This is a genomic window from Paraburkholderia sp. MM5482-R2, from assembly GCF_050436125.1.
GTDB lineage: Bacteria > Pseudomonadota > Gammaproteobacteria > Burkholderiales > Burkholderiaceae > Paraburkholderia > Paraburkholderia tuberum.
Genome location: NZ_JBNDLP010000002.1, coordinates 1,092,539 through 1,113,325 on the forward strand (window position 1 = coordinate 1,092,539; position 20,787 = coordinate 1,113,325).

A 20,787-nucleotide genomic window follows, 5' to 3' on the forward strand; every position below is an offset into this window, starting at 1 on the left:
CGGCGAGGTGGGGCGAGGCGCCCAAAGGCGCCGCGCGTTACTTCACGCGCATGCCGGGCTTCGCGCCGCTATGCGGCTCGAGCACGTAGAGGCCCGGTTCGGCCTTCTCGTCCGCCGCCGATGCCGCTAGCACCATGCCCTCGGACATGCCGAACTTCATCTTGCGCGGCGCCAGGTTCGCGACCATCACGGTCAGCTTGCCGATCAGCTGCTCCGGCTGATACGCGGACTTGATGCCCGAGAACACGTTGCGGGTCTTCTCTTCGCCGACGTCGAGCGTCAGTTGCAGCAGCTTGTCCGAGCCTTCCACCGCCTTGCAGTCGACGATCTTCGCGATGCGCAGATCGACCTTCGCGAAGTCGTCGATCGTGATGATGCCGGCCTCTTCTTCCTTCGCGGCGACGGCCTTGGCGTGGGCCTTCGCCTTGGCCTTCGCGTCGGCCGGCGCCGCTTCCGGCGTGGCCTGCAGCGAGTCGCGATTGGCCGCGAGCAGCGCCTCGATCTGCTTCGGATCGACGCGCGTCATCAGATGCTTGTACGCGTTGATCGGGCGCGCCGAGCTGAGCGGCACGGTGGCGTCGGCCCACACGAGCGGCTCGATGCCGAGGAAAGCCTCGACCGCTTCGGCGAGCTTCGGCAGCACCGGCTTCAGGGCCAGCGACAGCAGACGGAACGCCTCGATGCTGACGCTGCAGGTCTCGTGCAGCGCGACCGCATTGGCCGGGTCTTTCGCCTGATCCCAAGGCTTGGCGGTATCGACGTAGGCGTTGACCGAGTCGGCGAGCTCCATGGTCTGACGCAGCGCGCGGCTGTACTCGCGCGCCTCGTAGTGCGCGGCGATCTGCGGCAGCGCCGCGCGCAGCGTGCCGAGCAGCGGATGATGCATCGCGCTGTCCTGCACGCGGCCGTCGAAGCGCTTGATCAGGAAGCCGGCCGCGCGGCTCGCGATGTTCACGTATTTGCCGACCAGATCGCTGTTCACGCGCGCCTGGAAGTCGTCGAGATTCAGGTCGAGGTCTTCCATCGTGCTGTTCAGCTTGGCCGCGAAGTAGTAGCGCAGCCATTCCGGATTCAGGCCGGTGTCGATCACGCTTTGCGCGGTGATGAAGGTGCCGCGCGACTTCGACATCTTCGCGCCGTCGACCGTCAAAAAGCCGTGCGCGAACACGTTGGTCGGCGTGCGATGGCCCGAGAACTCGAGCATCGCGGGCCAGAACAGCGTGTGGAAATACAGGATGTCCTTGCCGATGAAGTGGTACTGCTCGGCCGTCGAGCCCTTGCGGACCCACGCGTCGAAGTCGAGGCCGCGTTTTTCGGCGAGGTTCCTGAAGCTCGCGTAGTAGCCGACCGGCGCGTCGAGCCACACGTAGAAATACTTACCGGGCGCGCCCGGAATCTCGAAGCCGAAGTACGGCGCGTCGCGCGAGATGTCCCAGTCGGCGAGCTTGGCTTCGCCGGCGTCGCCGAGCCATTCGCGCATCTTGTTGGTCGCTTCCGGCTGCGCGAGGCCGCCGACCCAGGCGCGCAGGAAGTTCTCGCAGCGCGGATCGGACAGGCGGAAGAAGTAGTGCGTCGAGGTCTTGCGAATCGGCGTCGCGCCCGAGACGACCGAGTACGGATTGACGAGCTCGGTGGGCTGGTAGGTCGAGCCGCAGACCTCGCAGCTGTCGCCGTATTGGTCTTTGGCGCCGCATTTGGGGCACTCGCCCTTGATGAAGCGGTCCGGCAGGAACATTTCCTTGACCGGGTCGTACGCCTGTTCGATCTCGCGCGCGTCGATCAGCCCCGCTTCCTTCAGCGCGAGGTAGACGTTTTCGCTGAGCACGCGGTTTTCGTCGGAGTCGGTCGAGTAGTAGTTGTCGAACGAAATGCCGAAGCTGTCGAAGTCGCGCTTGTGTTCCAGCCAGACGCGATCGATCAGCTGTTTCGGCGTCAGACCTTCCTGTTCCGCGCGCAGCATCACCGGCGTGCCGTGCGTGTCGTCTGCGCCGACGTAGTAGACCTCGTGGCCGTGCATTCGCAGCGCCCGGACCCAGATGTCCGTCTGGATATATTCGACCAGATGGCCGATATGAATCTGCCCGTTCGCATAAGGAAGGGCCGACGTGACGAGAATCTGACGGCGGCCGGGCGGCGCGCCTGCGGGGAGGTCGGTGGCGGGTGCTGACATAAGGATCGGGGGTGCCTGCGGTGGGACGAAACGGTGATTTTAGCAGGGCGCACGCCGCACGCGGACCGGGCGCGGCGGGCTGGACGCGCGGAACAGAGGGGGATGGGGGCGGGCGCTGCGGTGGGGGACCGCCAGGAACGATGCCTGGCGAAGCGGGGTGCAAAACCGCGCGGGCAAAAAAAAACCGGGGTCGATAAACCCCGGAGCAACAACGACAAGAGGAGAATGGTGACGTGATGGCTTCGCCAGACACGTACCGTAAAGACAGACCGCGGATTTTCCGCAGAGTTCGAAATTTTTTCGATCCGTCGACAAACCGGTCCGGCGGCTCGTCCCGCCCGCAAGCCGGGCGCGTGCGGCTGAAGCCCGGCCGGCCCGGCGGCGCCTTCTCCTTGAGAGTTGCCCTTATTGGGTCGCGTGCTGGGCCGTGGCGCGCAAATAGATCTCGACGCGACGGTTGGCCGCACGGCCGGCTTCGGTGTTGTTGTCGGCGATCGGCTGGTTCGGGCCCATGCCGGTGGCCGACAGGCGCTGCGGCGCGATGCCGCGTTGCGCCAGATAGCCGGTCACGCTCTGCGCGCGATTGACCGACAGCGTCTCGTTGTATTGCAGCGAGCCGGTGCTGTCCGTATGGCCGACGACCGACGCGACGACTTCCGGATTCTGCTGCAGCGTCTGTGCGAGCTGGTCGAGCACCGGTGCGAACGACGGCTTGATCGCGTAGCTGCTGGTGTCGAACGTGACCGAACTCGGGATGTTCAGCTTGAGCGAGCCGTCAGGTTGCTCGGTGATCTGCGTGCCGGTGCCCTTGGTCGCGCCCGACATGCGGTTGCGGATGTTGTCCCAGTTGTAGCCGGTGACGCCGCCCACCGCGGCGCCGGTGGCCGCGCCGATCGCCGCGCCCTTGCCGCCGCCGAAGATCGCGCCGATCGCCGCGCCGGCACCAGCGCCCACGCCGGTGCCGACTGCTGTATTGGTGCCCTGTTGGGTTGCGCAGCCTGCCACCAGCGAGCCGGCCACGGCGAATACGGCCACGCGAGTCATGATTCTTGCATTCATTTTGGTTTCCTTTCGAGTGCGAATGAGCTAGCGGTAGCGGTCAGTCTATGCAGCGAACATTACGGCAATGCACCGACCACCCAGAAAGTTCGGGAACGATTCCTGCGCCTTGCTTCGCGCGGTCCTACAGCGAAGAAGGGTCTTAGGGCACCGTGTGCCGTCAGACACTACAATAGTGCCTTAAACACACGGTGATGCGACCCTACGGCGTCCCGCGTGCCCCGAAGGGTGCCCGGCACGTTCGATTTTCGCAATGCCGCATAACAATTTCTTGCAAATTCCGCCGCGTGGCCGATCGGTCCATCTCGCCGCGCCGCACCTCTTCCCCACGGAGTTTCAATGAGTATCGATCGGGCTTTGGTCGACGCCGCCGTCGCGGCCGTCACTGACCCCAACACGGGCGCGCCGTACGCGGCCGCGAAGAGCATCCGCAACGTGGTTGTGGAGGGCGACGCGGTCAACCTTCAGGTGATGCTCGGCTACCCGGCGAAAAGCCAGTTCGACGCGATCCGCCAGCGCTTCGCCGACGCGTTGCGCGCGGTGCCCGGCGTCGCGAACGTGCGCGTCGAGGTTTCGCAACAGATTGCCGCACACACCGTGCAGCGCGGCGTGAAACTGCTGCCCGGCGTGAAGAACATCGTCGCGGTTGCCTCGGGCAAGGGCGGCGTCGGCAAGAGCACGACCGCCGTGAATCTCGCGCTCGCGCTCGCGAGCGAGGGCGCGGCGGTCGGCATTCTCGACGCCGACATCTACGGCCCGTCGCTGCCCACCATGCTCGGCATCGAGGGTCGTCCCGAATCGCCCGACGACAAATCGATGAACCCCATGACCGGCCACGGCGTGCAGGCCAGCTCGATAGGTTTCCTGATCGAGGCGGACAACCCGATGGTGTGGCGCGGCCCGATGGCGACCTCGGCGCTCGAACAGCTGCTGCGCCAGACCAACTGGCACGAACTCGACTATCTGATCGTCGACATGCCGCCGGGCACCGGCGACATCCAGCTGACGCTCGCGCAGCGCGTGCCGGTTACGGGCGCCGTGATCGTCACGACGCCGCAGGACATTGCGCTGCTCGACGCGAAGAAGGGCCTCAAGATGTTCGAGAAGGTCGGCATCCCGATTCTCGGCATCGTCGAGAACATGGGCCTGCACATCTGTTCGAATTGCGGGCACGAGGAGCACATCTTCGGCGCCGGCGGCGGCGAGCGCATGGGCAAGGAGTATGGCGTCGACGTGCTCGGCAGCCTGCCGCTCGACATCACGATCCGCGAGCAGGCCGACTCGGGCCGTCCGACGGTCGTCGCGGACCCGAACGGGCGCATTGCGGAGCTCTATCGCTCGATCGCGCGCAAGGTCGCGGTGCATATCGCCGAACGCGCGCGCGACATGAGCTCGAAGTTTCCGAACATCGTCGTGCAGAACACCTGAGCGGCCGTTCGGGCGAGGGATTAGGGGTGATCTCGATCCCTATTTTCACGAACTCTCGCGGTATCATGTCGACTTCACGAGTTCGGCTCGGCGGCCGCAGGGGCCGCCGCCAGGCCGACAAGAGGATCGCATGGGAAAACGAATCGACGGGCACGCGGTACATGCGTTCATCGTCCTGACTGCCGGCTGTGTGCTGTTGAGCGGCTGTGGCGTATTCCTGAGACCACAGGAAAAGCGCGCCGACGCGCAACTGCTGCCCACCGTGGGCAATCAGGCGCACGGTCTCGTGACCTTTATCGAGCGCTCGGACGGCGTCCAGGTCACCTACAATCTCACGGGCTTGCCGCCCAATAGCGACCACGCGCTGCAGGTGCACGAGCGCGGCGACTGCAACGCCGCCGACGGCTCCAGCGCCGGTCCGGTGTTTTCGCCGGCGGCCGAACGGCTCAAGGCCGGCGCGCGCGTCGAGGGCGATCTCGGCAACATCCATGCGGACGCGAACGGCGTGGCCACAGGCTTCATCGTCGCGCCGGACGTGTCGCTCGACGGCATCCGCTCGGTGCTGCAGCGCGCGGTACTGCTCCACCGCGATGCGACCGATCCCTACGCTTACCCTCAGCATGGCGCGGGCGCGGCGATCGCCTGCGGCGTGATTCGCCAGCAGTGAAGCGCGAGCGCGCTTTCGCCGCGCCCGCCCCGCAACGGCGTCGTGCCAGTCGGCGGACCCCCTTCATCGGGCGCGCCTCGCGCCATCTGCGGCAGCGTCTCCGTGATCGCGTAAAATAAGCGGCCTTTGCCGGCTGGGCGCCGCCGCCGGCCGTTTTCATCTATCTTTCGTCACACCTGATATTCACGTCGAGCAGCTCTCACCTATGACCATCAAATCTGACAAGTGGATCCGGCGCATGGCCGAGTCGCACAAGATGATCGAGCCGTTTGCGCCCGATCAGGTTCGCGTCTCCGAAGACGGCCGGAAGATTGTCAGCTACGGCACCTCGAGCTACGGCTACGACATCCGCTGCGCCGACGAATTCAAGATCTTCACCAACATCAACTCGACGATCGTCGATCCGAAGAACTTCGACGAGAAGTCGTTTGTCGATTTCAAGGGCGACGTCTGCATCATCCCGCCGAACTCGTTCGCGCTCGCGCGCACGGTCGAGTATTTCCGTATTCCGCGCAGCGTGCTGACCGTGTGCCTCGGCAAATCGACCTACGCGCGCTGCGGGATCATCGTCAACGTGACGCCGTTCGAGCCGGAATGGGAAGGCCACGTCACGCTCGAATTCTCGAATACGACACCTTTGCCTGCGAAAATTTACGCGAACGAAGGCGTCGCCCAGGTGCTGTTTTTCGAAAGCGACGAGATTTGTGAAACGTCGTACGCGGATCGCGGCGGCAAGTATCAAGGTCAGCACGGCGTCACGTTGCCGAAAACGTGACGTCGGCAGCGTCTTGACCCACCAGTTATTCGGGTGACCGCTGCGCTTTTTACGTAACGCAGCGGTCGTTTTCTTTTTGGAGAATCGCCCATGAAGTTCCGTTTTCCCGTCGTCATCATCGACGAAGATTTCCGCTCCGAGAACATCTCGGGTTCCGGCATCCGGGCTTTGGCCGAAGCCATCGAGAAAGAAGGCGCGGAAGTGCTCGGGTTGACGAGCTACGGCGATCTGACCTCGTTCGCGCAGCAGTCGAGCCGCGCGTCGTGCTTCATCCTGTCGATCGACGACGACGAGCTGCTGCCGTACGTCGATAACGTGGTCGTCGAAGGCGAGACGCCCGAGCTTGCCGCCGCGATCGTCGCGCTGCGCGCGTTCGTGACCGAAGTGCGCCGCCGCAACGCCGATATTCCGATCTTCCTGTACGGCGAAACGCGCACTTCGCGCCATCTGCCGAACGACATCCTGCGCGAGCTGCACGGCTTCATCCATATGTTCGAGGACACGCCGGAGTTCGTCGCGCGCCATATCATCCGTGAGGCGAAGGTGTATCTCGACTCGCTGGCGCCGCCGTTCTTCAAGGAACTGGTGCAGTACGCGGAAGAAGGTTCGTACTCGTGGCACTGCCCGGGTCACTCGGGCGGCGTCGCGTTCCTGAAGAGCCCGCTCGGCCAGATGTTCCACCAGTTCTTCGGCGAGAACATGCTGCGCGCCGACGTCTGCAACGCGGTCGACGAACTGGGCCAGCTGCTCGACCATACCGGTCCGGTCGCGGCCTCGGAGCGCAACGCCGCGCGCATCTTCAGCGCCGACCACGTGTTCTTCGTGACCAACGGCACCTCCACATCGAACAAGATCGTCTGGCACGGCACGGTGGCGCCGGGCGACATCGTGCTGGTCGACCGCAACTGCCACAAGTCGATCCTGCACGCGATCACGATGACCGGCGCGATTCCCGTGTTCCTGACGCCGACCCGCAACAACTTCGGCATCATCGGCCCGATTCCGCGCAGCGAGTTCGAACCGGAGAACATCCGCAAGAAGATCGAGGCGAACCCGTTCGCGCGCGAAGCGCTCGCGAAGAACCCGAACCTGAAGCCGCGCATTCTGACGATCACGCAAAGCACCTACGACGGCGTGATCTACAACGTCGAGATGATCAAGGAGATGTTGGGCGAATGGCTCGACACGCTGCACTTCGACGAAGCGTGGCTGCCGCACGCCGAATTCCACGAGTTCTATCAGGACATGCACGCCATCGGCGCGGGCCGTCCGCGCATCGGCGCGATGGTGTACGCAACGCACTCCACGCACAAACTGCTCGCCGGCATCTCGCAGGCGTCGCAGATCGTCGTGCAGGATTCGAAGAACAGCCGCTTCGACAAGCATCGCTTCAACGAGGCGTATCTGATGCATACGTCGACGAGCCCGCAGTACGCGATCATCGCGTCGTGCGACGTGGCCGCGGCGATGATGGAAGCGCCGGGCGGCACCGCGCTCGTCGAGGAGTCGATCGCTGAAGCGCTCGACTTCCGCCGCGCGATGACCAAGGTCGACACCGAATACGGCGACGACTGGTTCTTCAAGGTGTGGGGCCCGGACCAGTTCGCCGAGGAAGGCATCGGCTCGCGCGACGACTGGATGCTGCGCCCCAACGACGCGTGGCACGGCTTTGGCCCGCTCGCCGAAGGCTTCAACATGCTCGACCCGATCAAGGCGACGATCGTCACGCCGGGTCTCGACATGGACGGCGGCTTCGGCGAAACCGGTATTCCGGCCGCGATCGTCACGAAGTACCTGGCCGAGCACGGCATCATCGTCGAGAAGACGGGCCTGTACTCGTTCTTCATCATGTTTACGATCGGCATCACGAAGGGCCGCTGGAACTCGATGGTGACCGAGCTGCAGCAGTTCAAGGACGACTACGACAACAACCAGCCGCTGTGGCGTGTGCTGCCCGAGTTCGTGCAGCATCATCCGATGTACGAGCGTGTCGGCCTGCGCGACCTGTGCCAGCAGATCCACAGCGTGTATCGCGCGAACGACATCGCGCGTCTGACGACCGAGATGTACCTGTCGAGCATGGAGCCGGCGATGAAGCCCTCCGACGCGTTCGCGAAGCTCGCGCACCGCGAGATCGATCGGGTACCGATCGACGAGCTCGAAGGCCGTGTTACGTCGATCCTGTTGACGCCGTATCCGCCGGGCATTCCGCTGCTGATTCCGGGCGAGCGTTTCAACAGGACCATCGTCAACTATCTGCGTTTCGCGCGCGAGTTCAACGAGCGCTTCCCGGGCTTCCATACGGATATCCACGGGCTCGTCGGCGAAATGGTCAATGGGCGCATCGAATACTTCGTCGATTGCGTGCGCATCTGACGATGGGGTGGGTGACGTTTCTGCCGGGCCTGGCAGCGATCGGCCGCTGGCGGCGCGGGGCCGGCGTGCTGGCCTTCGCGCTGGCGGCCGGCACGGTGGTGTTCGGCGGCATCGCGAGTCCGGCGGCGCATGCCGAGGTGGCCGCCGCCGATCCGATCGACGCGTCGATGCGCGCATGTCTCGCGCGCGCCGACATGTCGACGACGATGGGGCAGGTGCAGTGCATGGACGCTGCGCGCATCGGCTGGAAGGTCGCGGTCGACAACGCGTACCAGCAGTTGCTCGCGAAGCTGCCGCCCGCGCGGCGCAGGCTGTGGGAAAGGAGCCAGTCGAGCTGGCTCGCGTCGCGCGATGCCGAGAAGCAGTTGCTTGCCGCGGTCTTCGCCACGACCCAAGGTTCGATGTACGTGCTTTCCGAAGCCGACATGCAGCTGCAGCCGGTGCGCGACCGCGCGCTCGCGCTGCGCAGCGCGCTCGCCGATTCGAACGGTCCGGCGCCGCGCCGGCCGCGCGCCTGCAACGCCGACGCGCGTTGCGAGCACGCGATGTTCGATCTGAAGCGCTACTATCGTGTGCTCGAATCGAAGATGCCGGCGCAATCGCGGCCGACGCTCGTGCACGCGCAACGCGCATGGAGCGCGTATCTGACGGCGTCGACGCGGCTCGTCGACGAGCACGGGCGTATCGACATCATCGGCGCGCGCGTCGCGACGATCAAACGGCTCTCCGAAACGGCCGGCAACCACTGACGGTCGCCGACCGGCGCGGCCCACCGCGCATTCAATCCCATTGATAACGGTCTTCGCGCGGCTGCGGCGGCGCGAGCGCCGGCTCGCCGAGCAGATCGCGCATCGCATCCTCGATCATCGCGGACATCGTGTTGAGCGCGAGGTCATTGTCGTCGGTGCCGAACGGTTCTTCGAGCTGCGACGCGATCGCTTCGTGCGCCATGAACGTGTACGCGACGAACACCGCGAATACCGGCGTGAAAATGCCGATGCTATTGACGAGTCCGAATGGCAGCGACGCGCAGAAGAAGTACACGGTGCGGTGGATCATCACCGAATACGCGAACGGCAGTGGCGTCGACGCGATGCGCTCGCACCCGCCGATCACATCCGACAGCCCGCTCAGATTGCGGTCGAACGCGAGCACCGCCATCGGATCGAGCGCCCCCGCGCGTGCCGCGCGCTGCACCCATTCGCCGAGGCACAGTAACAGCGCGGCTGGCTTGTAGCGCGATCCAATCACACGTTCAAACAGTGCGCGGGGCAGCCGCGCGGCAAGGTCGTCGCGCGGTTCGGTCTTGCGCAACTGATGACGCAGCGCATGCGGGAGCGCGCTCAATATCGCCAGAAACGCGGCGGCTTCTTCTTTGGGCAACTCGCGCGACGGCAGCGTCAGCGCCTCGCGCGTCAGCGAGCGCGACTCATTGAGCAACTGCCCCCACAGCTTGCGCGCCTCCCACCAGCGGTCGTAGCTCGCGTTGTTGCGAAAGCCGAGAAACACCGCGAGCGCAATGCCGACCAGCGAGAACGGCGCGATCGAGTTCAGGTTCAGGCTGACGGGCAGCAGATGATCGTGTGCGGCGAGCGCAATGATCGAGATGAAGAAGATCATCAGGAGCCGCGGCAGCAACTGCGGCAGCACCGAGCCGCGCCACGCGAGCAGCATGTGAAACCAGTGGAGATGCGGGCGGATGATCATGGCAAAGCGGTTCGGCCAGGAGATAGAGCGCCTATTATCGGTCGCTTTACGCGTCCCCAAACAGGAAAACCCGCGGCGGGCGCATCGAAGACGACGCACACGCCGCGGGTTCGTTCACCGCAAGCGGATCGGGACAGCCGTGAGCGGAGGCTCAGTCGCGCGCCGACGAAGCAGCGCCGTGACTGAGCCAGTCGAGCACGGCCGTCGCGTCGTCGTCGGCGCCTTCGCGCGCTTTCTCGACCGTCTCGGCGACGTCGTCGCTCGGCACCGCGCGACGAATCGCCACACCGACCGCGAGAATGTCGATCATCACGAGGTGCAGGATGCGCGAGATCATCGACAGTTGCGACTCGCGAATCTCGATGTGATCGGTTTCCAGCGCGACCGTCGCACGCTTCGCGAGCGGGGTGTTGCTCGACGTGATCGCGATCACCTGCGCGCCGGCCTGCATCGCGACGTCGAGCACGCGCAGCAGCTCGGGCGCGCGCCCCGACTTCGACACCGCGACGATCACGTCGCCCTTGCCGAGCAGCGCGGCCGAGGCCGCCTGCATGTACAGGTCACCGTACGCGATGGTCGGAATGCCGAAGCGGAAGAACTTGTAGTGCGCGTCCTGCGCGACGATGTTCGAATTGCCGAGTCCGTAGAACTCGATGCGCCGCGCGCCGTTCAGCAGGTCGATGGCGCGTTCCACGTGCTCGAAGTTCAGATGCTCGCGCAATTGCAGAATCGCGGACACGGTGTTGTCGAGCACCTTCGCGCCGAAGTCGGTCGCGGTGTCGCCGAGATGCACCTGGCTGTGGCTGACCGGAATCGTGCCGGTCAAACCGGTCGCGAGCTTGAGCTTGAAGTCCGACAGCCCCTGGCAGCCGAGCGAGCGGCAGAAGCGGATCACGGTCGGCTGACTGACGTCGGCCTTGCGCGCGATGTCGACGATCGGATCGTTGATGATCGAACGCGGGTGGTTCAACGCGAGTTCGGCGACGCGGCGCTCGGCCGGCGTCAGCGCATCGCGCATCTGGCGAATCCGCTCGAACACCGCCGACGAGCTGCCGCCCGCGCGGTTCGACAGCTGCTCCGCCAGAATCGCCGATACGCCGAGGAACGCCGGGTATTCGGCGGTAATCACATAGGTCGGCACGCTCTGCAGATACGCCTCGAAGCGGCCCTTCGCCTCGAAGCGCTGGCGAAACGACGAACGCGCGAAGAACTCGCCGAGGCGTGGCACGACGCCGCCGCCGATATAGATGCCGCCGAGCGCGCCGAGCGTCACCGCGATATTGCCGGCGAAGGTGCCGAGAATGCCGCAGAACACGTCGACCGATTCGGCCGCGAGCGGCTCGCCTTCGAGCGCGCGCTTGACCACATCGGCCGTATTGACGCTGGCTGGCACGCGCTTCTTGTCGCGGCCCGCGAGCGCGCGATAGATCACCTCGATGCCGGGCCCCGCGGCCACCCGTTCGAACGACACGTGCGACCACTTCTTGCGCGCGTATTGCAGCACGATATCTTCACGCTCGTCGGCGGGCGCGAAGGTGGCGTGGCCGCCTTCGCTGCCGAGCGCGATCCAGCGGTCGTCGGCGGGAATCAGGCCCGACACGCCCATGCCGGTGCCGGGGCCGAGCAGGCCGATCACGCTGTTCGGCCGGCGCTGGCCACCGCCCACCTGCACGCGCTGAGCATCGGTGAGGCCGGGCAGCGCCATCGCGAGCGCGGTGAAGTCGTTGACCACGAGCAGCGTGTCGAAGCCGAGCGCGCGGCGCGTCGCTTCGATCGAAAAGGTCCAGTCGTGATTGGTCATGCTGACCTGGTCGCCGTCGACCGGGTTCGCAATCGCGATCGCCGCGTGATTGACGCGGCCGATCTTCGCGTCCTTCAGATACTTCTTGATGACGTCGGCGACACTCGGGTAGTCGGCGCAAGGATAGATCTGCACCGAGCCGATTTCGCCGGGGCCCGTCTCGAGCGCGAAACGCGCATTGGTACCGCCGATGTCGGCCAGGAGCCTCGGTCCATCGGCGTGCTGGACCGCGCCCGGCACAGCTTTAGTTTGCACACCAGTAGACATCGAGTCTCACTCCCTTGTCGTTTGCCAGCTGCGAGATGGCATTTTTTTGTAGCGCGGCGGACGCGGCGTTGAGCACGTCCATCTTGCGCGGCCCTGCGATCAGCAGAAACAGATGCTTCACGTCCTTCAGCGCGGACAGCGACCAGCTCACGCGCGCGTGCGGCGCCGCGCCCGGATGCACGGCGACGAAACGCTCGGTCGTGTTGATCGCGTGATCCCATTCGGGCGCATCGGCGAAGATCGACGCGGTGTGGCCGTCTTCGCCCATGCCCAGCACCGCGACGTCGGGCGCCGTGGCAAAGCGCGCGTCCGCGTTCAGCGCGGCGACGTGCGAATGCAGATCCTGGGTGGTGTCGACGAGCGGCCAGAAGGTCGCGTGTTGCGCCGCGTTCTGCAGCAACGTGGCGCGCGCGAGCTGCGCGTTGCTCGCGCTATCGGTCTCCGGCACCCAGCGGTCGTCGACCAGCGTGATCGCGATGCGGGGCCAGTCGAACGTCTGCGTCGACAACGTTTGCAGGAACGGACGCGGGCTGCTGCCGCCGGACACGGCCAGCATGGCCGGGCGCGCGAGCGGGCTTGACGTGCCGGTGCCGGCTGCCTGTGCGGCAAGTGACGCATGTAACGCGTCGCCCACCGCTTTCGCCAGCGCGTCGGATTGGGCGCGCTGGTCGTCGAAAGCGTGAAGCTCGATCACTTCTCCTCCGTGCTGCTTTCTTGTTAGGTCTGCGGAATCAGCCTGACTGCTCTCGCACGATGCCTGCAAGGCGGGTGGCCTGCAAACGCATGACGCGATACCGGCGCGACTCCGTTCAGTTCGTCGGTGGTGTTGCCGGCGCCGCGCGCCGAGGTGTTCATCGCGCGCGGCGCCGTCCATCAATTCATCAAACTCAATTCTCTTCCTCGAGCCAGCAGGTGCCGTGCTGGGCGAGCATCGCGCTCGCCGCGGCCGGTCCCCACGTGCCCGCCGCGTACGGCTTGGGCGGCTTGGTCGAGGCCTTCCACTCGTTCAGGATCGGCTCGACCCAACGCCATGCGGCTTCCTGTTCGTCGCGCCGCACGAACAGCGCGAGGCGCCCGTGGATCACGTCGAGCAGCAGCCGCTGATAGGCCTCCATCTGGCCTTCGCGGAAGAACCGGTCGAACGCGAGATCGAGGTATACGCTCGCGAGGTTCATACCCTCGCCGGGCTGCTTCGCGAGACAGTACAGACGAATCGTCTCGTTCGGCTGCAGACGGATCACGAGGCGGTTCGCGCCCGCGCGCAGCGCCGACGCGCCAAGCGCCGAATGCGGCACCGCACGGAAATTCACGACGATCTCGGCGACGCGATCGGCGAGCCGCTTGCCCGTGCGCAGGAAAAACGGCACGCCGGCCCAGCGCCAGTTCTCGATCTCGACCTTCAGCGCGACGAAGGTCTCGGTCGAGCTGTCGGGCTTCACGCCATGCTCGGTCGCGTAGGCCGGGACCGTGTTGCCACGGATCACGCCCGAATGATACTGGCCGCGCACCGCGACCTTGCCGATTTCCTGCGGCTCGACCGGTTTGAGCGCGCGCAGCACGCGCAGCTTTTCGTCGCGCACCGAGTCGGAATCCATCGAGTGGGGCGGCTCCATCGCGACGATCGACAGCAACTGCAACAGGTGGTTCTGCACCATGTCGCGCAGCGCGCCGGTATTGTCGTAGAAGTCGCCGCGCGCTTCGACGCCGAGTTCCTCGGCGATCGTGATCTGGATGCTTTCGACCCACTCGCGGCGCCACAGCGGCTCGAACAGCGCATTGCCGAAGCGCAGCGCGAGCAGGTTCTGCACCGGCTCCTTGCCAAGGTAATGGTCGATCCGGTAGATCTGTTCTTCCGCGAAGATTTCGCCGACCGCATCATTGATTGCGTTCGACGACTTCAGGTCGTAGCCGAGCGGCTTCTCGAGCACGATGCGCGCATTGTGGTTCAGGCCCACCGCGGCGAGCGCATGGCAGATCGGCACGAACAGCGACGGACCCGTTGCCAGATAGAACACGCGGATGCCGGGCATCTCCTGGATCGCGTCGCGCAGTTGCGCGAAGTCATCCGGATTGCCGAGATCGATCTTCACGAACTCGATGCGCGCGAGGAAGCTCGTCCACGCGGCTTCGTCGAGGCCGTTCTTCGACACATGCGGCTTGACGTGCCCGTCGACCCACTGCAGATACTCGCCGCGATCCTCGACGTGCCGCGCGAGCGCGACGATCTTGCCGCTGTCGGCGAGCATGCCGCCCGCGCGGTGCGCCTCGAACAGCGCGGGCAGGATCTTGCGCATCGACAGATCGCCGGTTCCGCCGAAGAGAACGAAGGTGAAGCTTGCGTCGGTATGCATGAGTCTCCGTCGATGTCCTGAAGGGTCGCCGCGCTGATCGGACACTGCACGCGCAGCGCCCCGGAAGAGCGACCGTAGTCCGATAAAATATTTTTTGACACTGAATTGTAGTTTAACTACAATCCAAATCAAGAGGTAGCGTTAATTCGATGAAAAAAGCGTGCGCTGTACTGACGGAATGCACGCTTTTTGCGAATCGGCGGGCGTCCCCGGCACGCTAACGGACAATGGGACAACGCCTTCCGGTACGCGCCAGCAGGGTGCCGGCGGACCTTACGGAAAGCCGGGAAGTCGACGGGCTTGCGGGGTCGTTGCCCGCAGCCGACGTCAGGCTGGCGTCGAGTCGGCGTATGAGGTACCTCGAGTCTGCAGCGCGATGCGGGCAGGCAAAAATCAAAAGAGGAGACAGTCAGTTGCATCCCGAACCACTCACCTCTTGAGCGTCCAGCGGCCGGACATCGGTCCGCCGGCACATGCCCTCGCGCATGCGCCCGACCGTGCTCGATCGCCCAGTGTTTTGCCTGTTTGAACCAACCACAGCACCCTGGCGACATCAGGGGCCATTCGTTTTTTTGTTCAGGTGTCTGGAGGAGATAAGCAATGAAATTTCGCGCGATCATGGGCGCTCTGTGCGCTGCGGGTCTGATGTGTGGCGTGTCGGCCGTGCAGGCCGCCGAGTCGATCGAAGTGCTGCACTGGTGGACTTCGGGCGGCGAATCCAAGGCCGTCGGCGTCCTCAAGGACGACATGACGAAGCAGGGCTACACGTGGAAGGACTTCGCGGTCGCGGGCGGCGCTGGCGCGGCTGCCATGACGGCACTGAAGACGCAGGTGATCTCGGGCAACGCACCGAGCGCCGCGCAGATCAAGGGTCCGCTGATCCAGGAATGGGCTTCGCAAGGCGTGCTGGTGCCAATCGACTCGGTCGCGGGCGACTGGAAGAAGAACCTGCCGCCGGAAATCGACAAGATCATTCGCGCGGACGGCCACTACGTCGCCGCTCCCTTCTCGGTGCACCGCGTGAACTGGCTGTACATCAACAAGGCTGCGCTGGACAAGGCAGGCGGCAAGGTGCCGACCACGTGGCCTGAGTTCTTCGCGGTGGCCGACAAGATGAAGGCCGCGGGCATCCAGCCGATCGCGATGGGCGGCCAGCCTTGGCAGGACCTGACGCTGTGGGAAGACGTCGTGCTGTCGCAGGGCGCGGACTTCTACAAGAAGGCGCTCGTCGACCTCGACGAGAAGACGCTGACCTCGGACAAGATGGTCGGCGTGTTCGACACGGTCCGCAAGATCCAGGGCTACTTCGACGCGGGTCGCACGGGCCGTGACTGGAACCTCGCGACGGCCATGGTCATCAACGGCAAGGCCGGCATGCAGTTCATGGGCGACTGGGCGAAGGGCGAATTCACCAACGCCGGCAAGAAGTCGGGCACGGACTACGTCTGCGCCGTGGTGCCGGGCACGGAGAAGGCCTACACGTTCAACGTCGACTCGTTCGTGTTCTTCCAGCAGAAGGGCCAGAAGGCCGCGACGCCGGGCCAGCTCGCGCTCGCGAAGACGATCATGTCGCCGGCGTTCCAGGAGCAGTTCAGCCTGTACAAGGGCTCGATCCCGGTGCGTCTCGGCGTGCCGATGGACAAGTTCGACGACTGCGCGAAGAAGTCGTACGCGGATGAGCAGATTGCGATCAAGGCCGGCGGTTATGTGCCGTCGCTCGCTCACGGCATGGCTCAGCCGGATGCCGCGGCAGGCGCGATCTCCGACGTCGTCACGAAGTTCATGAACTCGCAGGAAGATTCGAAGACCGCGGTTCAGGCTCTCGCGAAGGCAGCGAAGACCAAGTAAGCGTAAGTACGAAGTGTTGCGCCCGGCGGCTTGCATCCGAAGCACCGGGCGCGCCCTTCGGGCCGTGGGGGATCGGACCTCGCTGCTTTCGTTCGCAGCGCAGTCCGGCGCCACGCGGCTCACCCTGGTTTCATGGAGTCACACCCAGGCCGTTGCGGTTCCGCGCCATGCGCGCACGGGCAGCCCGGCGGTACAGTTTCAGCAGGAGTCGAGTAGTGACTGCTTCCATCAGTGGGAACGGGAAAACGGCCACCGTCACCCGCCGCACGTCGCCCATGGCGGCCCTTGCCGATCGCTATATTCCGAAGCTGGTGCTCGCACCCAGCGTCGTGATCAGCCTGATCTTCGTGTATGGCTTTATCGCAATCACCGGCTATCTGTCGCTGTCTACTTCGCGGCTGATGCCTCGTTGGGAGTTCGCGGGTCTCGACCGCTATCGCGAACTGTTCCAGAACGACGTGTTCTGGACTTCGGCCGCGAACCTCGGCTGGTTCGGCATTCCGTTCATCGGTATCTGCATCGGTCTGGGTCTGTTGCTCGCGATCCTGCTCGATCAGCAGATCCGCAACGAAGGCGCGCTGCGCGCCGTGTTCCTGTATCCGATGGCGCTGTCGTTCATCGTGACCGGCACCGCGTGGCAATGGATTCTGACGCCGAGCATCGGCATCGAGAAGGTGTTTCACGACTGGGGCTGGACGAGCTTCTCGTTCAACTGGCTCGGCGACCCGGACAGGGCGATCTTCTGTATCGTGATCGCGGCGGTCTGGCAGTCCACCGGCTTCGTGATGGCGCTGTTCCTCGCCGGCTTGCGCGGCGTCGACAGCGAGATCTTCAAGGCCGCGCAGATGGACGGCGCGAACCTGCCGACCATCTACCGCAAGATCGTGATTCCGAGCATGCGGCCGGTGTTCTTCTCCGTGCTGCTGATCCTTTGCCACATCACCATCAAGACGTTCGACCTGGTCGTCGCGCTGACCGCCGGCGGTCCGGGCACGTCGTCGTCGCTGCCGGCCATTTTCATGTACACGTTTTCGTTCAACCGTGGGCAACTCGGCGTCGGCGCGGCATCGTCGATCATGATGCTCGCTACTGTAGTGGCCGTGCTCGTGCCGCTGATGTATCTGGAATCGAGGAGCACCCGCAATGCAGCCTAAGATGACGATTAGCCGTGCCGTCATTTACGCGGCCCTGGTTCTGTTCGCGCTGTACTTCCTGTTCCCGCTGTATGTGATGCTGTCGACGTCGTTCAAGGACATCGACCAGTTGCGCACCGGCAACCTGCTGACGCCGCCGACGAGCTGGACCTTCGCGCCGTGGCTCAAGGCGTGGAGCGGCGCGTGTACGGGGGTGCGTTGCGACGGCATGCAGCCGTTCTTCATGAACTCGGTGCGCATGGTGATTCCGGCCGTGCTGATCTCGTCGATCATCGGCGCGTTCAACGGCTACGTGCTCACGCACTGGCGGTTCCGCGGCGCCGATCCGATCTTCACGATGCTGCTGGTCGGCTGCTTCATTCCGTTCCAGGCGATCCTGCTGCCGATGGCGCGCCTCGAAGGCATCCTCGGCCTCGCGAACACGGTGAGCGGCCTCGTGCTCGTGCACGTGATCTACGGTATCGCGTTCACGACGATGTTCTTCCGCAACTTCTACGTGAGCGTGCCGGCTGAACTCGTGAAGGCCGCGCGGATCGACGGCGCGGGTTTCTTCACGATCTTCACGAAGATCCTGCTGCCGGTGTCGCTGCCGATCTTCATGGTGTGCCTGATCTGGCAATTCACGCAGATCTGGAACGACTTCCTGTTCGGTATCGTGTTCTCCGGCGTCGATTCGATGCCGATCACCGTGGCGCTGAACAACCTCGTCAACACCTCGACCGGCGTGAAGGAATACAACGTGGACATGGCCGGCGCGATCATCGCGGCGCTGCCCACGCTGCTCGTCTACATCATCGCCGGACGTTACTTCGTGCGCGGCCTGACCGCGGGCGCGGTGAAGGGCTAAATCACCCTGGAGCGACGGCGTTTCACCGAACGCGTGCCGTCGTCGCCTGACAAGACGTTTTCAAGCAGTACCAGAGACTAGAGGATTCACAGCATGGCAAGCCTTTCCATCCGTGACGTGTACAAGACCTACCCGAACGGGGTGCCGGTTCTGAAGGGTGTCGACATCGACATCGAGGACGGCCAGTTCCTGATTCTGGTCGGCGGCTCGGGCTGCGGTAAGTCGACGCTGCTCAACATGATTGCCGGTCTCGAAACCGTGACCAAGGGCGAGATCCAGATCGACGGCAAGACGGTCAACAACCTGTCGCCGAAAGATCGCGACATCGCGATGGTGTTCCAGTCATACGCGCTGTACCCGTCGATGACGGTGCGCGAGAACATCTCGTTCGGCCTGAACATCCGCAAGGTGCCGAAGCGGGAGCAGACGCAGATCGTCGAGCGTGTGTCGAACACGCTGCAGATCAAGCATCTGCTCGATCGCAAGCCGGGTCAGCTGTCGGGCGGCCAGCGTCAGCGCGTCGCGATGGGCCGCGCGCTCGCGCGCGATCCGGTGATGTTCCTGTTCGACGAGCCGCTGTCGAACCTCGACGCGAAGCTGCGTATCGAGATGCGTTCGGAAATCAAGCTGCTGCATCAGCGCCTCGGCACGACGATCGTCTACGTGACGCACGATCAGATCGAAGCGATGACGCTCGGCGACCGCATTGCGGTGATGAAGGACGGCATCGTTCAGCAGTTCGGCGCGCCGCAGGAAATCTACGACTCGCCGTCGAACCTGTTCGTCGCGGGCTTCATCGGCGCACCGCCGATGAACTTCATCGAAGGCAAGCTGGTCGAGCAGGGCTCGGGCGTCGGCATCGAACTCGATACGGGCGTCGCGCGCAAGGTGCTGGTGCTGCCGTTCGATTCGGCGAAGGTGCGCTCGCACGTCGGCAACAACGTGATTCTCGGCCTGCGTCCGGAACGCATCACCGATGCGCGCGGCGCGCACGGCGACGACTCGAAGCTGCAGCCGGTCGAAGTGAAGGTCGACGTGATCGAGCCGACCGGTCCGGACACGCTGGTGTTCGCGCAGATCAACGGCAAGCGCGTGGTGAGCCGCGTGCACCCGGCGTCGAACCCGCAACCGGAGCAGAATGCGACGCTGCTGTTCGATACGTCGAAGGCGGTGTTGTTCGATCCGGCGAATGAAGAGCGGATTGCGTAAGTCGTCGCCTAAGCGCTGAATCCGTCGCTACAGAAAAGTCCCATGCGTTGAATTGCGCATGGGGCTTCTGTTCTTTTGCAGCCGTTACGCCGCCTCGGGCAAACGCAAGTCGGGATTGTTGCGCGCGAGCTCGCTGGCCCAGTCGATAAACGCGCGCAACCGCGAACTCAGATTGCGGCGATGCGCATACAGAATCGACAGCGGTGTACCGGGGCTCGTGTAGTTGCCGAGAATCTCCGTGAGCGCGCCTTGCTCGATCAATTCGGCGACCATGAAGCGCGACGGCTGGATGATGCCGTGGCCCAACACACCCGCCGTGATGTACACCGAGCCGTCGTTGACGGCGAGCGTGCTATCCATCGCGACGCGCTCGATTTCGCCGTCAACTTCGTATTCGAACGGGAAGGTCCTGCCGCTGCGCGCGGACACGTAGTTGACCGCGCGATGCTCGCCGAGGTCCGCCAGTGTGGTCGGCGTGCCGAACTTGCGCAGATACGCGGGCGATGCGCACGTGACGATGCGCGCCAGCCCGATGCGCTTCGCAACGAGGCTCGACTCGTCGAGCGTGCCCATGCGGATCACGCAATCGACGCCGTCCTGGATCAGATCGATGTTGCGGTCCGCGAGACCGAGGCGTACGTCAATCGCGGGGTATTGCGCGTAGAAGTCGTCGAGCGCGGGCAGCAGCAGCGAGCGCGCGAGCGTGCCGGAGGTGTCGACGCGGATCGTCCCGGCCGGATTCTCGCGCTTGCTCGACAGCGACGATTCGGCATCGGCGACGTCGGCGAGAATGCGCACGCAGCGCTCGTAGAACGATGCGCCGTCTTCGGTCACGCTGACCTGGCGGGTCGAGCGGTTCAGGAGCCGCACGCCGACGTGTTCCTCGAGCGCCTGGATCGTGCGGCTGACCTTCGCGCGCGGCAGATCGAGCGATTCCGAAACCTTGGTGAAGCTGTTCGCTTCGACCACGCGCGTGAAGATCTCCATCGCTTCGAAACGGTCCATGGTGTGCCTTGTGGGTGGTGAGCCAGAAGAAGGGCGGGGCAGGTTTGCGACACGACAGGAAGTCTACAGCCAGCAAAACAGGTTGTCTGCCGCGCCTCGTTCGCGCGCATCTGCCACCGCCGC

The 20,787-nt window shown here is 64.6% G+C and carries 16 protein-coding genes; 9 read left to right on the forward strand and 7 right to left on the reverse strand.

What is annotated here, in order from left to right; all coding sequences use genetic code 11:
* Nucleotides 1-37: 37 nt before the first annotated feature.
* Together metG and OKW37_RS08085 are read right to left on the reverse strand one after the other, a co-directional pair.
* The gene (gene metG / locus OKW37_RS08080) at nucleotides 38-2,170 is read right to left on the reverse strand and encodes a methionine--tRNA ligase (protein ID WP_429335912.1); all 2,133 of its coding nucleotides are present in this window, start codon (nucleotides 2,168-2,170) and stop codon (nucleotides 38-40) included.
* A gap of 405 nt (nucleotides 2,171-2,575) precedes the next feature.
* Complete coding sequence (locus OKW37_RS08085; protein ID WP_184059624.1) at nucleotides 2,576-3,229, reverse strand: OmpA family protein; 654 nt, start codon at nucleotides 3,227-3,229, stop codon at nucleotides 2,576-2,578.
* 339 nt (nucleotides 3,230-3,568) lie between these two features.
* Between OKW37_RS08085 and apbC the strand changes: the two genes are divergently transcribed.
* The 5 genes from apbC to OKW37_RS08110 all read left to right on the forward strand — a co-directional run bounded on the left by apbC (nucleotide 3,569) and on the right by OKW37_RS08110 (nucleotide 9,224).
* Nucleotides 3,569-4,657: an iron-sulfur cluster carrier protein ApbC gene (gene apbC / locus OKW37_RS08090; RefSeq protein ID WP_429407113.1), complete on the forward strand. Its 1,089-nt coding sequence runs from the start codon at nucleotides 3,569-3,571 to the stop codon at nucleotides 4,655-4,657.
* Nucleotides 4,658-4,787: 130 nt separating this feature from the next.
* On the forward strand, nucleotides 4,788-5,324 hold the full coding sequence (locus OKW37_RS08095) for a superoxide dismutase family protein (RefSeq protein ID WP_090803451.1): 537 nt from the start codon (nucleotides 4,788-4,790) through the stop codon (nucleotides 5,322-5,324).
* Between the two features lie 205 nt (nucleotides 5,325-5,529).
* Nucleotides 5,530-6,099, forward strand: a complete 570-nt coding sequence (gene dcd / locus OKW37_RS08100; protein WP_008924193.1) for a dCTP deaminase — start codon at nucleotides 5,530-5,532, stop codon at nucleotides 6,097-6,099.
* Nucleotides 6,100-6,189: 90 nt separating this feature from the next.
* Nucleotides 6,190-8,475, forward strand: coding sequence for an arginine/lysine/ornithine decarboxylase (locus tag OKW37_RS08105; RefSeq protein WP_018419715.1), 2,286 nt, complete (start codon nucleotides 6,190-6,192; stop codon nucleotides 8,473-8,475).
* Nucleotides 8,476-8,477: 2 nt separating this feature from the next.
* Nucleotides 8,478-9,224 carry a lysozyme inhibitor LprI family protein gene (locus OKW37_RS08110; RefSeq protein WP_429408469.1) on the forward strand — a complete coding sequence of 249 codons (747 nt, stop codon included), beginning with the start codon at nucleotides 8,478-8,480 and terminating at the stop codon, nucleotides 9,222-9,224.
* A 31-nt stretch (nucleotides 9,225-9,255) separates the two neighbouring features.
* Here OKW37_RS08110 and OKW37_RS08115 read toward each other — a convergent pair whose 3' ends face one another.
* The 4 genes from OKW37_RS08115 to zwf all read right to left on the reverse strand — a co-directional run bounded on the left by OKW37_RS08115 (nucleotide 9,256) and on the right by zwf (nucleotide 14,601).
* A complete protein-coding gene (locus OKW37_RS08115; protein ID WP_429407111.1) occupies nucleotides 9,256-10,182 on the reverse strand; it encodes a bestrophin family protein in 927 nt (308 codons plus the stop codon).
* Between the two features lie 151 nt (nucleotides 10,183-10,333).
* The gene (locus OKW37_RS08120; RefSeq protein ID WP_429407109.1) at nucleotides 10,334-12,250 is read right to left on the reverse strand and encodes a bifunctional transcriptional regulator/glucokinase; all 1,917 of its coding nucleotides are present in this window, start codon (nucleotides 12,248-12,250) and stop codon (nucleotides 10,334-10,336) included.
* Nucleotides 12,228-12,944 (reverse strand): 6-phosphogluconolactonase, encoded by a 717-nt coding sequence (pgl, locus tag OKW37_RS08125; protein WP_429407107.1) that lies wholly within the window; start codon nucleotides 12,942-12,944, stop codon nucleotides 12,228-12,230. The genes OKW37_RS08120 and pgl overlap by 23 nt, the downstream gene beginning before the upstream one ends.
* A 193-nt stretch (nucleotides 12,945-13,137) precedes the next feature.
* Nucleotides 13,138-14,601, reverse strand: a complete 1,464-nt coding sequence (gene zwf / locus OKW37_RS08130; protein WP_184059614.1) for a glucose-6-phosphate dehydrogenase — start codon at nucleotides 14,599-14,601, stop codon at nucleotides 13,138-13,140.
* Between the two features lie 600 nt (nucleotides 14,602-15,201).
* Here zwf and OKW37_RS08135 point away from each other — a divergent pair.
* From OKW37_RS08135 to OKW37_RS08150, 4 genes are all read left to right on the forward strand, one after another.
* The gene (locus OKW37_RS08135) at nucleotides 15,202-16,449 is read left to right on the forward strand and encodes an ABC transporter substrate-binding protein (protein ID WP_184059612.1); all 1,248 of its coding nucleotides are present in this window, start codon (nucleotides 15,202-15,204) and stop codon (nucleotides 16,447-16,449) included.
* 215 nt (nucleotides 16,450-16,664) lie between these two features.
* Nucleotides 16,665-17,603 (forward strand): carbohydrate ABC transporter permease, encoded by a 939-nt coding sequence (locus tag OKW37_RS08140; RefSeq protein WP_184059610.1) that lies wholly within the window; start codon nucleotides 16,665-16,667, stop codon nucleotides 17,601-17,603.
* Nucleotides 17,593-18,450 carry a carbohydrate ABC transporter permease gene (locus OKW37_RS08145; protein WP_184059608.1) on the forward strand — a complete coding sequence of 286 codons (858 nt, stop codon included), beginning with the start codon at nucleotides 17,593-17,595 and terminating at the stop codon, nucleotides 18,448-18,450. The genes OKW37_RS08140 and OKW37_RS08145 overlap by 11 nt, the downstream gene beginning before the upstream one ends.
* Before the next feature lie 93 nt (nucleotides 18,451-18,543).
* Nucleotides 18,544-19,659 (forward strand): ABC transporter ATP-binding protein, encoded by a 1,116-nt coding sequence (locus OKW37_RS08150; protein ID WP_429356768.1) that lies wholly within the window; start codon nucleotides 18,544-18,546, stop codon nucleotides 19,657-19,659.
* An 84-nt stretch (nucleotides 19,660-19,743) separates the two neighbouring features.
* Here OKW37_RS08150 and OKW37_RS08155 read toward each other — a convergent pair whose 3' ends face one another.
* Entirely contained in the window at nucleotides 19,744-20,664 is a 921-nt protein-coding gene (locus OKW37_RS08155) for a LysR family transcriptional regulator (protein ID WP_429407103.1), read from the reverse strand.
* Between the last annotated feature and the right edge of the window lie 123 nt (nucleotides 20,665-20,787).